Here is a 13,804-nt window from a genome sequence, read left to right on the forward strand (position 1 = left end):
AAGCTTGCCTCTTAGCAAGAGCCCCGGATAACGACGCTGGAGGTCCTATCCGGGCCAGGCCTTTCTTCAGCGGTATCAGGACATAAAGTATTGCGACAGCTTGCTGGTCACGCTCTCAATTGAGAAAATACGTTTTTGATGCGCTTTACGGTACTCAGCGTAGCGCTCGTCCTGCTCCTCCAGGGCGCTAAGGATCCGATCGGCCACCATCATTGCCCCCGCAATCTCGGCAAACCCTGATTCCCCCTCCCCCTGTAAAGCCACGGCTGCCTGTAGATTCCAGTCAGAGAGGCGCGCCAGGGGCGCAAACGTACCGCGAGTCAGCGACAGTATTTTAACCCCCTGCAGCTTCGCCAGCGATAGTGCCTGCATCATATCCGCCGAGGCCTGCTCGGTATGAATAACGATAATCCCGGTTTTTTGACTATCAGACGACATCGGCAGCGCCGCCGGGTAAGAGCGATCGACAAAACTAGCGGCTTTCCCCATGTTGATTAAGTTCATCTGGAGAAATAGCGCCACCGGCACCGCCGTACCTACCGCATAAATTGCAATATTATTCAGCGAATTAAGCCAAATTGCCGCAGCCTGAAGCTCCTGAGCGTCAATGATGGCGTTGCTATCACGAATGCTTGCCAGCACGGGAGCTATCTCTTCATTACCGCCGTCCTCCGATCGCGTCGCCCCCTGCTCAATCGCCAACGCCGTTCTGAAATCAGAAAAGCCTTTAAAGCCAAACGCCCGGCAAAAACGCGTAATGCTGCCCTCGCTGGTATCGACGGAGTCGGCCAGTTCCGAAATGGTATGCCGCATCACAAAATCAGGATTTTCGGTGATAAAGCGGCCGACCTTTTCCAGTATCGGGCTAAGGCCTGCAGACTCATTTCTTATGTTTATCAATAAATTACTGTCTATATGGCTCATTTTTCGCCTTTATTGCTCAAAATGCAAACACAGTCACATCTTTCATCTCACATCGAGGATAATAATTATTATCTCACAAGACAAAATAAAAATAATTATTTTTACAAACAGGAGAACATCTAATGAAAGGTCTCATCGTCTGTCGTACCGGTATGGGCAGCTCTCTGATGCTCAAAATAAAAGCACAAAAAATCATCGATAAGCACCGCTGGGATGTCGAACTGGAACATGACGTACTCTCCGGCCTGAGGACCTGGCGAGATATCGATTTCGTTATCACTATGCGCGATCTCACCGATGAAGTCGAAGCCGCTGGGTTCAGGGCCATCGGGATAACCGATCTGATGAACAGCGAAGAGATGGAATCTGCGCTCATCAGCGTCATCCAGGGCAACTAAATTCTCCCGGAGGCAATATGGATTTCCTCAGATTTATTGTATTCGACATTCTGGGCGTTACCCCACTTTTAGTTGGTTTTATCGCATTAATTGGCTTGTTAATTCAACGCAAACCGATTGAAAAGGTGCTCTCCGGCACTTTCAAAACTATCGTCGGGTTTCTGGTTTTTGCTGGCGGCGCCGGGCTGGCGGTAACCTCACTTGGCAACTTTCAGACGCTGTTCAGCGATGGGTTTGGTCTGAAAGGCGTGATGCCGCTGGCGGAAGCGCTCACCGGGCTGGCGCAGACTAAATTCGCGATGTGCGTGTCGCTGATTATGGTCATCGGTTTTGGCTGGAATCTGTTCTTTGCTCGCGTCACCCCGTTTAAGTACATTTTTCTCACCGGGCAGCATAATCTCTATCTCTCGGCCCTGCTCACCGTCACGCTGAAAGCGCTTGGCTATAGCGATATGACCACGATTATTGTCGGCTCAGTTCTGCTTGGCCTCGCCGCGTGCCTTTATCCGGCCATCGCCCAACCCTGGATGAGGAAAATCACCGGCAATGACGAAATCGCCATGGGGCACTACGTTACGCTGGCCTACGCGGCATCAGGATGGATTGGTTCGAAAGTCGGCGATCCGAAACAGTCGACGGAGAAGCTGAATCTGCCCGGCTGGCTGGGGATCTTTAAAGATTATATTGTCTCCGTTTCGATCTCGGTCAGTATCTTCTACTACATCGCCGCTCTCGCGGCCGGAAAAGAGGCCGTAACGGCGGCGGCAGGCGGGATGCACTGGCTGGTTTACCCGCTGTTCCAGTCGCTGACGTTCACCGCTTCGCTGTACATCATTATTACCGGCGTACGCCTGCTGCTCTCCGAAATCGTCCCCGCGTTCCTCGGTATTTCGGAGAAATTCATTCCTAACGCCAAACCCGCGCTCGACTGTCCCGTGGTCTTCCCCTACGCGCCAACCGCTACGGTGCTGGGATTTATCTCTTCATTTATCGGCGGGCTGGTGGTGATGGGGTTCCTCGCGATCCTCGGTCAAACCGTCATTATCCCGGTTGCCATCCCCTATTTCTTTATCGGCGCCACCGCCGCGGTGTTTGGTAACGCGTCCGGCGGCTGGAAAGGCGCGATTGCCGGGAGCTTTATCACCGGGATCCTCATCGGCATCGGACCGGCCCTGATCTACCCGATTATGGAGTCCGTTGGGCTGTCGGGAACCAGCTTCCCGGAAACGGATTTCGTCGCGCTTGGCCTGGTCGTGTACTACATCGGCAAAATGCTGCCATAGGAGGAAAATACGTGAATATTGCAGAACTAAAGTCCCACGCGCTCGCTGCACGACGCGATATCGTTAGCATGATCTATGAATCAGGGATCGGCCATCCGGGCGGCGCCCTGTCAATTATCGATATTCTGACCTGGCTCTACTATGAGGAAGTGGACCTCAGTCGCTCCCCCCGTTCGCGCATCGTCATGAGTAAAGGCCATGCCGTCGCCGCCCAGTACGCCATGCTTTATCAGATGGGCAAAATTGAACGCCGGGAGTTCAGCACCTTCCGCCAGATCGATTCCCGCCTGCAGGGCCACCCCAGCATCAAGGCGCTACCCGACGTCGATGCCACCACCGGCCTGCTCGGCCAGGGCCTGTCGGTTGCCCTGGGAATGGCGGCCGCGAAAAAGCGCCGTAACGATCCCCATCGGGTATTTGCGATCCTCGGCGACGGCGAGATGCACGAAGGGCAAATCTGGGAAACCCTGCAGCAGGCCGCTCATATGAAAATGGACAACCTGGTCGCCATCGTCGATTACAACCGCTTCTCGTCACACGATCCGGTCAATGAGGTGGTCAACCTCGAGCCGCTGGCTGACAAAATCCGCTGTTTTGGCTGGCATGTGCTGGAGCTTCTTAACGGCAATGACATGCACCAGGTTGCCGATACCCTGATGCTCTCCCGCCATCTAAAAGGCAAGCCGGTGGCTATTATTGCGCATACCACCAAAGGCTCCGGCGTTAGCTATATGGAAAATAACGGTGACTGGCACTCAAAAACCCCCACCCGGGAACAGTATCAGCAGGCAATGGAGGAGTTACAGTGATGAAAGCCCCACGCGATGAAATCGGTAACGCGCTGATCGCCCTGAAACAAAAGGGCTATCCCGTGGTTGCCATCGACAGCGACTTAGCCAGCTCAACCCGCACGGACCAGTTTCAGGCCCTCTATCCCGAGGCGTTTTTCGAAATGGGTATTGCGGAGGGCTCGGCAATGAGCTTCGCTACCGGCCAGGCGCTTGAGGGGTTTATGCCCTTCTACGTCAATTTTGCGATGTTTGTAACGGGCACCGCCTGGACTCAGCTGCGGCAGGCCTGCTATGCCAAAGCTAACGTCAAGCTGGTCGGTAGCCATCCAGGTATGGATGACGGACCGGACGGCGCCTCGCACCATGCGCTGGAAGATCTCGCCCTGACCCGCGTGCTGCCTGGATTGACGGTCCTGACGCCTGCGGATGCCGAAGAAATTGCGGAAGCCTTCGAACAGGCGGCCAATATTACGGGTCCGGTCTATATCCGCGTCGCCCGCGAGCCGATGCCGGTTCGCGATAAGAGCACGATTCCGCGGGTTACGGATATCGCGGCCATCGCCAGCAGCGGGAACGATTTTGCCATTCTCTTTGAAGGTACGGTGCTGGAGCAGGCCACCGATGGCTACGAGAAGCTGCTCGCCAGCGGTAAAAGAGGCAGGCTGATTCACGTGGCGCAGCTCAAACCCTTCAACCATAAGGCGTTCGCTGCGCTGGTTGCCGACTGTCCGCTCATCGCCACCCTTGAGAATCATAGCGTAAACGGAGGCCTCGGCGGCCAGATTGCCGAAGCGATGGCGCAGGCGGCCCACCCGGCGCGTCTGATACGCCTGGGAACTCAGGATACCTTCACCGAATCTGGCAATAGCCGTCAGCTAAAAGAGAAATATGGCATCTCCGGCGAGGCGCTGTATCACGCACTGAGCTAAGGCGCAGTACGAGCCGGCCGTGGCCGGCTCGTTATCTGAGGAATCGATATGGACGACAAGCTTTTTGCCGCCTGCCAGTATACGCAGCACGCTCTCGACTGGCGCAGCGCTGTTCGGCTCGCCTGTCAGCCTTTAGAGCTGCAGGGAAAGGTCACCGCGGAATATGCACAGGCGATTATCAGCGCCACGGAACAGCACGGTCCCTGGTACATACTGAGCCCTGAATTTGCGCTACCGCACGCGCGACCGGAAGACGGGGTGTTAAGCCACAGCAGCACGCTTTCGCTGCTCTGTTGCAGGGAAGGCGTTGAGTTTCCCGGCTATTCCGCTATCCGGCTGATAGTCGTGCTGGCGGCCGCGGATAGCGAACAGCATATTCAAACGATCCAGCGACTGGTGTGCTGGTTAGATGAGGAGAACCGGCTACAGCGGCTCGCTGCGATTGAGGAGCGCAGCCAGCTTGCGGCGCTTATCGCTTCTCAGCCATAGCCAGCGGAGGTATCCCGCCGGCTATGGCTTGAGAAAATCAGGCGTGGGCCACCGGCGTCGGGTGGTGCCCCGCTTTGCGCAGCAGCGTCAGCAGGTAAATAAACGACACGCTCGCGATCATAATAAACAGCAAGTTATCGGAGAAGTTCTGCATCAGCATCGCGGTCAGCGTTGGCCCAAGCAGGCTGCCGATGGTGTAGCTCATCAATAGCGCCTGGTTCATCGCCACCAGCTGATGGCGCTCAACTTTTTCGCATGCCCAGGCCATTGCCACCGGATACAGCGTAAAGCCTGAGGCGCCAAGGATAAACAGCGCGGGCGCCATCGCGGCCTGGCTAAGCATGGCCAGACAGCCGAGAATGACGATAAACACCTGAACGCGCAGCACCAGCAGGCGACCATAGCGATCCGCCAGGCGACCCACCGGCCACTGGCCGAGGATCCCGGCGCTCACCATCACCGCCATCCAGAAGCCAATCCCGGCGTCGCTCACTCCCTGATGGTTCAGCCACAGCGGCATAAGTCCGTACAGCGAGCCGAGGACGATCCCGGAAATAATACAGCCGTTGACGCCGTGGCGAGCCTGGCGCAGCCTGAGCATTGGCCAGATGCGCGCCGGCTCGTGCGGCTCGTCCGTCTGATTGACCACGCGCGTAAACAGCAGAGGAAGGATGGCGGCCAGCGCCAGACCGGTCACCCACGGCAGAACGCTCATCAGATCCGTCGGCAGCTTGCTCACCATCAGCTGGCCCAGCACGGTACCGACGTAGTAAACCATCATGTACGCCGCCAGCAGGCGACCGCGGCTGCGGGAGGTACCGCTGCACACCAGCGCGCTCTCTACCACAACCCAAATCATTGCGCAGCCCACGCCGGCCACAAAGCGCCAGCTGAACCAGGTCCAGAACCCCATCGTTACGCCAAGCCCAACGCAGCCGACGGCAAAAATCAGCGAGGCAAGATAGTAGCTGCGGTTAAATCCGAGATGCTTAATGACCCATCCGGCCAGCAGGGTTCCGACAAGGTTACCGGTGAAATAGGATGAACCGACCATCCCGACCTGCCAGGTAGGCATGTTTTCATGGGCGAGCCACAGCGGGACGAGGGTATTTAAAACCGCTATCGCCAGCGTCAACAAAAGCAGGCCGCAGAGCAACATTTGCACCGGCCGGGTGTAGATGGACATGGATATAAACCGTGAGGAAGTTCGGATTTCGTGCGCATCATGCCACCGCTATAAACATTGTCAATCCACCTGAAATCAGGCAGGACGCGGTTTGTCGGGCAACGATTGAAGTTTTTTATCCATCGGCGAGGCGGCAGAATTATTCTTTATATTATTCCATTGTTTTTATTAATTTATTGGAATTAACGGGCGGGAATATCAGTTGAAATATTTCATGAAGAGAGCGCATTTTTTATCGCGCCGGAACCGCGAAGTTCCGGCGCGAATAAAGGCTTAGCTGGCGATCGCCATACCCACCGTCATATGCAGACCGTAGAAGACCCCGCGGCCCACCATCTCACCCGCCAGCACCAGCACAAATGCCAGGCCTAGCAGCGGCAGCGCCGGCTGATATCCTTTAAGCATTGGCGCAACCCAGCACGCCAGGGCCAGCGCCAGGGCCGCAACGCGCCACGCCATCAGCGAGCCGTAGTCCGGCACCAGCGCAGACGCCTGCTGGATAGAGCTGTGGATAGTCGACAGCTCGCTTCCCTGCATCAGCGCCACGGCCACGCTCGCCACCAGGGCCACCAGCGTGACGACGGGCAGCAGACGCATCGCCCAGCCGTTCACGCCGGCCACGCGCAGCAGCAGATAGCCCAGCAGCGGTCCGCCGATAAACAGCGTCAGGAAGAAGCTCAGCGGCGTCCAGACGCTATACCAGGTCGGGACCGTATCAATGGTGTTGTACACCCGCACCATCATCCAGACGAAGATGACGCCCAGCACCATCGTGACGATCAGCCACAGGCTGCGCAGCCCGGCCGGAAGCTTCTTAACCGCCGCCAGCAGCCAGCCAATGCCGCCAACGGCGAAGAAGAGCGCTCCGCTGGCGATTTCATTACTCAGCGACGATGCTCCGACGCGGTTGAGCGAATTGAAGGCCCGCATCGGCGACCCCAGGTGCAGCGTCGAGGCGATAAATCCAATCCCCATCAGCACCCACAGGCCAAACATACTCAGCACCACGCGCTGCTGCTGCTCACGCGACAGGCTGCCTTTCATAAGCGCCAGCGCCAGGACAATGAAGCCCCCCACTACGCACTGACCAAAGACCGTGAAGATCATCAGCGGCCATTCATGCCATCCACTTCCCATCTCACACCTCCTTCGGGTTGGCCAGATAGCCGGTTGTATCGCCACACGGACGACTGTTGGCGTTCGGTTTAATGACAATGCTGGGTTGCGTAAAATGCGCCGACGGCAGCGGCGCAACGGCGGCCAGCTTGCCATGCTTCTGCCGCAGCTCTTCGATTGGGCCAAAGTCCAGCGCCCGCAGCGGGCAGGACTCGACGCAGATCGGTTTTTTCCCAACGGCGACGCGCTCGTGGCAGCCGTCGCACTTGGTCATATGCCCTTTCGCCGCGTTGTACTGCGGCGCGCCGTACGGACAGGCCATATGGCAATAGCGGCAGCCGATACAGACGTCTTCATCCACCACCACAAAGCCATCGTCGCGCTTGTGCATTGCGCCGCTCGGACAGACCTTGGTACAGGCCGGATCCTCGCAGTGGTTACAGGCGATAGAGAGGTAGTAGGCAAACACGTTCTGCTGCCAGACGCCGTTATCCTCCTGCCAGTCGCCGCCCGCGTATTCATAAATGCGGCGGAAGCTGACGTCCGGCGTCAGGTTCTTATAGTCTTTACAAGCCAGTTCGCAGGTTTTACAACCGGTGCAACGGGCGGAATCGATAAAAAATCCATATTGAGTTGTCATCGGTTATTCCTTACAGCTTTTCAACCTGGACGAGGTTGGTATGCGACGGATTTCCTTTCGCCAGCGGCGACGGGCGTTGGGTGGTGAGCACGTTAATACTCCCCGCCTGATCCACGCGGCCTGCGTCCGGGCTATACCAGGCGCCCTCACCCAGCGCGACAACGCCAGGCATCATACGCGGCGTCACTTTGGCTTCGATATGTACCTCACCACGGGCGTTGAAAATACGAATTCGGTCGCCGTTGGCGATACCTCGCGTCTTCGCATCAAGCGGGTTAATCCACATCTCCTGGCGACAGGCCGCCTGCAGCACGTCTACGTTGCCGTAGGTCGAGTGCACGCGAGATTTATAGTGGAAGCCGGTCAGCTGCAGCGGGAACTTCTCGGTCAGCGGATCGTTATAGTTCTCAAAGCCGGGGGTATAAATCGGCAGCGGATCGATAACGTCCCCTTCGGGTAACTCCCAGGTGGCGGCAATTTTCGCCAGCTCCTGCGAATAGATTTCGATTTTTCCCGACGGCGTGGTCAGCGGGTTAGCCTGCGGATCTTCACGGAACGCCTTATAGGCAACATGGTGGCCTTCAGGGTCACGCTGCTTATAGATCCCCTGCTTGCGGAAGGTCTCAAAGTCCGGGAGATCGGGGATCGCTTTGCGGGAGAGCTCGTGCAGATAGCGCATCCAGCCTTCCTGGCTACGGCCTTCCGTAAACTGCTGCTCCACGCCCATGCGTTTCGCCAGCGCCGTCGTCATGTCATAAATCGTTTTGCATTCAAAGCGCGGCTTAATCGCCTCATCGGTGAAGATAACGTACGACATATTGCCGCAGGAGGCATCCAGCGCGAAGTCCATCTGTTCGGAGGCGGTGCAGTCCGGCAGCAGGATATCGGCATATTTTGCCGACGAGGTCATATGGCAATCGATCACCACGATCATCTCGCACTTCTTGTCGTCCTGCAGAATTTCATGGGTGCGGTTGATATCAGAGTGCTGGTTAATCAGGCAGTTGCCCGCATAGTTCCAGATCATCTTGATCGGCACATCGAGCTTGTCTTTGCCGCGAACCCCGTCGCGGAGCGCCGTCATCTCCGGACCACGCTCGATGGCGTCGGTCCACATAAACATGGAGATGCTGGTCTCAACCGGGTTTTCCAGCGTCGGCATACGCTCAAACGGCAGATCGTATGAGCCCTCTCGCGCGCCGCTGTTGCCGCCGTTAATGCCGACGTTGCCGGTAAGAATAGAGAGCATCGAGATCGCCCGAGTCGCAATTTCACCGTTAGCGTGGCGCTGCGGCCCCCAGCCCTGGCTAATATAGGCGGGCTTCGCGCTGGCAATCTCACGCGCCAGCTTGACGATGCGATCGGCCGGAATGCCGGTGATGGTTGACGCCCATGCTGGCGTTTTAGCGGTACCGTCGCTGCCATGGCCGAGGATCCAGGCCTTATAGTGGCCGTTTGCCGGCGCATCGGCAGGGAGCGTTTTCTCATCATAGCCAACGCAGTATTTATCGAGGAACGGGGTATCGACCAGGTTTTCGCTAATCATCACCCACGCCAGCGCGGAGACCAGCGCCGCGTCGGTACCCGGGCGAATCGGGATCCACTCGTCCTCACGACCGGCCCCGGTATCCGTATAGCGGGGATCGACAATGATCATCCGCGCATTGGATTTTTGTCGCGCCTGCTCCAGATAGTAGGTCACTCCGCCGCCGCTCATCCGCGTTTCGCCCGGGTTATTGCCAAACAGAACCACCAGCTGGCTGTTTTCAATATCCGACGGGCTATTGCCGTCGGCCCAGCCGCCGTAGGTGTAATTCAGCCCGGCGGCGATCTGCGCGGAGGAGTAGTCGCCGTAGTGATTAAGATAGCCCCCGCAGCAGTTCATCAGGCGAGCAATGAGCGTTTTTCCCGGCGGCCAGGAGCGGGTCATAGTCCCGCCCAGGGTTCCGGTGCCGTAATTCAGGTAGATAGACTCGTTGCCATAGTCTTTGATCAGGCGCTGCATATTGCCGGCAATGGTATCGAACGCCTCTTCCCAGCTGATGCGCTCAAATTTCCCCTCGCCGCGTTTACCCACGCGCTTCATCGGGTACTTCAGGCGATCGGGATTGTAGACGCGACGACGCATCGAGCGTCCGCGCAGGCACGCACGCACCTGGTGCAGGCCGTCGTAGTTATCGTCACCGGTATTGTCTGTTTCAACGTATTTAATTTCGCCATCAACGACATGCATGCGCAGCGGGCAGCGGCTACCGCAGTTCACGGTACAGGCGCTCCAGGTCACCGTTTCGCCTGCCGGTGACAGGGTGTCTGCGGCATGGGCAATGCGCGTGAAGGGTAAAGTAAATGCGTTACTGGCCACTGCCAGACCGCCAATCGCCGTGGTTTTCATTAAACCACGCCGGCTTACTTCGGCAGCCAGTAAAGCATCGGGGGCTTTAATTTTCATGGATACTCGCTTTGGTTGCTCACAATTTACTGATAATCGCTATATAGACTTATATATAACGTAACTAGCTTTTATTAGTTTTTTATGCTGCTTTAACACCAAGGGAGTATGGGGGTATTGAACGGACGGGTTATTGCCCGGCATCAAGAAGGAGATGAAAAAAAAGCGCCCGTAGGCGCTTTTGAGAAGGGGGTAGAAAAATCAGCCGATGAACTCAAGGCCGCGCATATACGGGCGCAGAATTTCCGGGATTTCAATACGGCCGTCAGCCTGCTGATAGTTTTCCATCAGCGCAACCAGGGTACGACCCACTGCCAGGCCAGAGCCGTTCAGCGTATGGACCAGGCGCGTTTTCTTATCAGACTTGCTGCGGCAGCGTGCCTGCATGCGGCGCGCCTGGAAATCCCAGACGTTCGAGCAGGACGAAATTTCGCGGTAGGTATTCTGCGCCGGTACCCACACTTCCAGATCGTAGGTTTTGCATGCGCTGAAGCCCATATCGCCGGTGCAGAGCGCCACTTTACGGTATGGCAGACCCAGCAGCTGCAGAACTTTCTCCGCGTGGCCGGTCATCTCTTCCAGCGCCGCCATGGAATCTTCCGGACGGACGATCTGCACCATCTCAACTTTGTCGAACTGGTGCATACGGATCAGACCACGGGTATCACGACCGTAGGATCCCGCTTCAGAGCGGAAGCACGGCGTATGCGCGGTCATTTTGATCGGCAGATCGTCTTCATCGATGATCTCATCGCGAACCAGGTTAGTCAGCGGAACTTCGGCAGTCGGGATCAGCGCATAGTTGCTGCTATCCGCCTCTTCTTCCAGCGGACGAGTATGGAACAGGTCGCCGGCGAATTTCGGCAGCTGGCCGGTGCCATACAGCGTTTCCTGGTTTACCAGATACGGGACATAGTTTTCACTATAGCCGTGCTGTTCGGTATGCAGGTCCAGCATAAACTGCGACAGCGCGCGGTGCAGACGAGCCAGCTGGCCCTTCATGACCACAAAGCGCGAGCCGGTCAGTTTAACCGCCGCAGCGAAGTCCAGCCCGCCGTGCATTTCGCCCAGAGTCACGTGATCGCGTACGTCAAAATCGAACTCGCGCGGGGTTCCCCAGCGGCTCACTTCGACGTTGTCGTTTTCACTTTTACCCAGCGGAACGTCATCATGCGGGACGTTAGGAATGGTCAGCGCGATATCGCGGATCTCGGCCAGCAGCGCGTCCAGATCGGTTTTCGCCGCATCCAGCTGTTCGCCAAGCTTGTTCACTTCCAGGCGTAACGGCTCGATATCTTCCCCACGCGCTTTCGCCTGGCCAATGGATTTCGATCGGGAGTTACGCTCCGCCTGCAGATTTTCAGTTTCAACCTGCAGAACTTTACGACGCTCTTCCAGAGCGCGCAGTTTATCTACATCCAGCTTAAAGCCCCGGCGTGCCAGTTTTTCAGCGACTGCGTCTGGCTCGGTACGCAGCAGATTGGGATCGAGCATGCTTATCCTGTGCTTATCGAATTAATAAAATGAAAAGTGGCCGCAGACTACGACCACCGGAATATCCTGGTAACCTTACCGCAACGCCTCTGTTAGCGGTAGCGTTTTGTGGGGCTATTTTGATCCTGTTCGGCAAGCCAGGCGAGCTTTTCGCCAATTTTCCCCTCAAGCCCTCGGTTTGTTGGCCGATAATAGCGCGTTTGCGCCATTTCCTGCGGGAAGTATTCCTCGCCGGCGGCATAGGCGTTGGGCTCATCGTGGGCGTAGCGATACTGCTGGCCATAGCCCATCTCTTTCATCAGCTTCGTCGGCGCGTTGCGCAGGTGGACCGGCACGTCGTAGTCCGGGCGTTCGCGGGCATCGGCCATTGCGGCCTTAAAGGCGCTGTAAACCGCGTTGCTCTTCGGCGCGCAGGCGAGGTACACAATGGCCTGAGCAATCGCCCGCTCGCCTTCCGCAGGGCCGACTCGGGTAAAGCAGTCCCAGGCAGAGATAGCAACCTGCATGGCCCGAGGGTCGGCGTTGCCGACGTCTTCCGAAGCAATCGCCAGGCAGCGGCGAGCAACGTACAGCGGATCGCCGCCGGCGCTAATGATCCGCGCATACCAGTACAGCGCGGCGTCCGGCGCGCTGCCGCGCACGGACTTATGCAGCGCCGAAATTAAATCGTAAAAGCGATCGCCCTTGTTATCAAAACGCGCGCTACGCTCGCCGGCAATTTCGGTCAACAGTTTGGCCTGCAGCACCCGCTGACCGGCGGCGTCGGTTTCGGCCATATCGGCCATCATCTCCAGCGTGTTGAGCGCCCGGCGCGCATCGCCGTTTACCAGCTCGGCGATCGCCCGACGCGTGTCGTCAGGCAGTACAATATTCTGCCCGCCGTAGCCGCGGCCCGCATCGCTCATCGCCTGCGTGAGCACCTGCTCGATATCTTCCGTGGTCAGTGATTTCAGCAGATAAACGCGCGCTCTCGATAACAGCGCGGAGTTGAGTTCAAAAGAGGGATTTTCCGTCGTCGCGCCGATAAAGGTGATGGTGCCATCTTCGATATGTGGCAGAAACGCGTCCTGCTGGCTTTTATTGAAGCGGTGGACTTCGTCGACAAACAGGATGGTGCGCCGACCGGCGTTACGATTCTGCCGGGCGCGTTCGATGGCTTCACGGATCTCCTTCACGCCGGAGGTCACGGCCGAAATACGCTCAACGTCGGCGCTGGCATAGCGAGCAATCACTTCCGCTAAGGTCGTTTTCCCGGTACCCGGCGGACCCCACAGAATCATCGAATGAAGATGCCCGGCCTCAATTGCCCGCGGCAAAGGTTTACCCGGTGCCAGCAGATGCTGCTGGCCGATGTACTGCGCTAAATTTTCTGGCCGCATACGGGCGGCCAGAGGTTGAAACGCATTGTCGGAAAAATCGAGCGACAGATTGCCCACATTCGCCTCTATTTACGTTGATCGTCCACCGTAACCCCTTGCGGCGGCGTAAAGGTAAACCTGGATGCGTCTATCGCACCGTTTTGCTGCGACTTCAGCTGGTAGCTGCTGCGCTGGTCGTCCTGCTCTACCGCGCTGAACTGATGAATGGTGCCATCACGCCCTACGTTAATGGTGAACTGCTTCAGGTTACCGCTGCCGCTTTTCGGCGTCAGGACAAAGTCATCGCCGTTTTGCTTAATATTGTACTGCTGCCAGTCGTTAGACTGGTTACGCGCAATCAGCATAAACGGCGTGTTGCTGGTGGCATCTTTCAGCCAGGTGACGGTCGCCTGCTCAACGAACGGGTTATAGAACCACAGCGTTTTGCCGTCAGAGACCAGAATGCTTTCATCCGGCTGGGTCATGTGCCAGTTGAACAGATTCGGGCGCTTCACCCACAGGTCGCCCTGTCCGTCCTGTACCGCATTGCCGCTGCCATCGGTCACTTTCTGCGTAAAGCTGGCGTGGAAGCTGCTCACCTTATCCAGACGGCTTTTCAAATCGCCGGCGGCGTCAGCCCAAACCTGGCTGACAACAAATCCAGACAGTAATGCACAGGTGATTGCGAGTTTTTTCATTGTTATTCCTTAATGTCCGTCAATGTGCGTCGCTCCCTGCGCGGGAGCC

At 57.2% G+C, this 13,804-nt stretch carries 13 protein-coding genes; 5 read left to right on the forward strand and 8 right to left on the reverse strand.

The genetic code is table 11. The annotated features are described in order from the left end of the window. Positions 1-75 precede the first annotated feature (75 nt). Positions 76-924: a MurR/RpiR family transcriptional regulator gene (locus M2416_RS03075; RefSeq protein ID WP_076945058.1), complete on the reverse strand. Its 849-nt coding sequence runs from the start codon at positions 922-924 to the stop codon at positions 76-78. A 122-nt stretch (positions 925-1,046) separates the two neighbouring features. Between M2416_RS03075 and M2416_RS03080 the strand changes: the two genes are divergently transcribed. From M2416_RS03080 to M2416_RS03100, 5 genes are read left to right on the forward strand one after another with little or no spacing between them, the layout of a single operon-like run. After that, on the forward strand, positions 1,047-1,322 hold the full coding sequence (locus M2416_RS03080; protein WP_045854646.1) for a PTS sugar transporter subunit IIB: 276 nt from the start codon (positions 1,047-1,049) through the stop codon (positions 1,320-1,322). 17 nt (positions 1,323-1,339) lie between these two features. Then, positions 1,340-2,605, forward strand: a complete 1,266-nt coding sequence (locus M2416_RS03085) for a PTS ascorbate transporter subunit IIC (protein WP_045854645.1) — start codon at positions 1,340-1,342, stop codon at positions 2,603-2,605. 11 nt (positions 2,606-2,616) lie between these two features. Continuing rightward, a complete protein-coding gene (locus tag M2416_RS03090; RefSeq protein WP_076945056.1) occupies positions 2,617-3,414 on the forward strand; it encodes a transketolase in 798 nt (265 codons plus the stop codon). Further along, on the forward strand, positions 3,414-4,325 hold the full coding sequence (locus M2416_RS03095) for a transketolase family protein (RefSeq protein WP_123707182.1): 912 nt from the start codon (positions 3,414-3,416) through the stop codon (positions 4,323-4,325). The genes M2416_RS03090 and M2416_RS03095 overlap by 1 nt, the downstream gene beginning before the upstream one ends. Positions 4,326-4,373: 48 nt before the next feature. Beyond that, positions 4,374-4,814 carry a PTS sugar transporter subunit IIA gene (locus tag M2416_RS03100; RefSeq protein WP_259222044.1) on the forward strand — a complete coding sequence of 147 codons (441 nt, stop codon included), beginning with the start codon at positions 4,374-4,376 and terminating at the stop codon, positions 4,812-4,814. A gap of 37 nt (positions 4,815-4,851) precedes the next feature. Here the strand turns inward: M2416_RS03100 and M2416_RS03105 are convergent, their stop codons facing one another. The 7 genes from M2416_RS03105 to lolA form a co-directional block, all read right to left on the reverse strand. Next, positions 4,852-6,000, reverse strand: coding sequence for an MFS transporter (locus M2416_RS03105; RefSeq protein ID WP_041144787.1), 1,149 nt, complete (start codon positions 5,998-6,000; stop codon positions 4,852-4,854). A 273-nt stretch (positions 6,001-6,273) separates the two neighbouring features. Beyond that, positions 6,274-7,137 carry a dimethyl sulfoxide reductase anchor subunit family protein gene (locus M2416_RS03110; RefSeq protein WP_076945053.1) on the reverse strand — a complete coding sequence of 288 codons (864 nt, stop codon included), beginning with the start codon at positions 7,135-7,137 and terminating at the stop codon, positions 6,274-6,276. A gap of 1 nt (position 7,138) precedes the next feature. Continuing rightward, positions 7,139-7,756 carry a DMSO/selenate family reductase complex B subunit gene (locus M2416_RS03115; RefSeq protein ID WP_041144785.1) on the reverse strand — a complete coding sequence of 206 codons (618 nt, stop codon included), beginning with the start codon at positions 7,754-7,756 and terminating at the stop codon, positions 7,139-7,141. Positions 7,757-7,766: 10 nt separating this feature from the next. Beyond that, positions 7,767-10,205, reverse strand: coding sequence for a dimethylsulfoxide reductase subunit A (gene dmsA, locus M2416_RS03120; protein WP_259222047.1), 2,439 nt, complete (start codon positions 10,203-10,205; stop codon positions 7,767-7,769). 201 nt (positions 10,206-10,406) lie between these two features. Continuing rightward, positions 10,407-11,699, reverse strand: coding sequence for a serine--tRNA ligase (gene serS, locus M2416_RS03125; RefSeq protein WP_041144783.1), 1,293 nt, complete (start codon positions 11,697-11,699; stop codon positions 10,407-10,409). A gap of 92 nt (positions 11,700-11,791) precedes the next feature. Continuing rightward, positions 11,792-13,135, reverse strand: coding sequence for a replication-associated recombination protein A (locus tag M2416_RS03130; protein WP_041144782.1), 1,344 nt, complete (start codon positions 13,133-13,135; stop codon positions 11,792-11,794). 8 nt (positions 13,136-13,143) lie between these two features. Beyond that, entirely contained in the window at positions 13,144-13,755 is a 612-nt protein-coding gene (gene lolA / locus M2416_RS03135; RefSeq protein ID WP_259222051.1) for an outer membrane lipoprotein periplasmic chaperone LolA, read from the reverse strand. Positions 13,756-13,804 lie beyond the last annotated feature (49 nt).

The sequence above is a fragment of the Klebsiella sp. BIGb0132 genome (assembly GCF_024810075.1).
GTDB lineage: Bacteria > Pseudomonadota > Gammaproteobacteria > Enterobacterales > Enterobacteriaceae > Klebsiella > Klebsiella terrigena.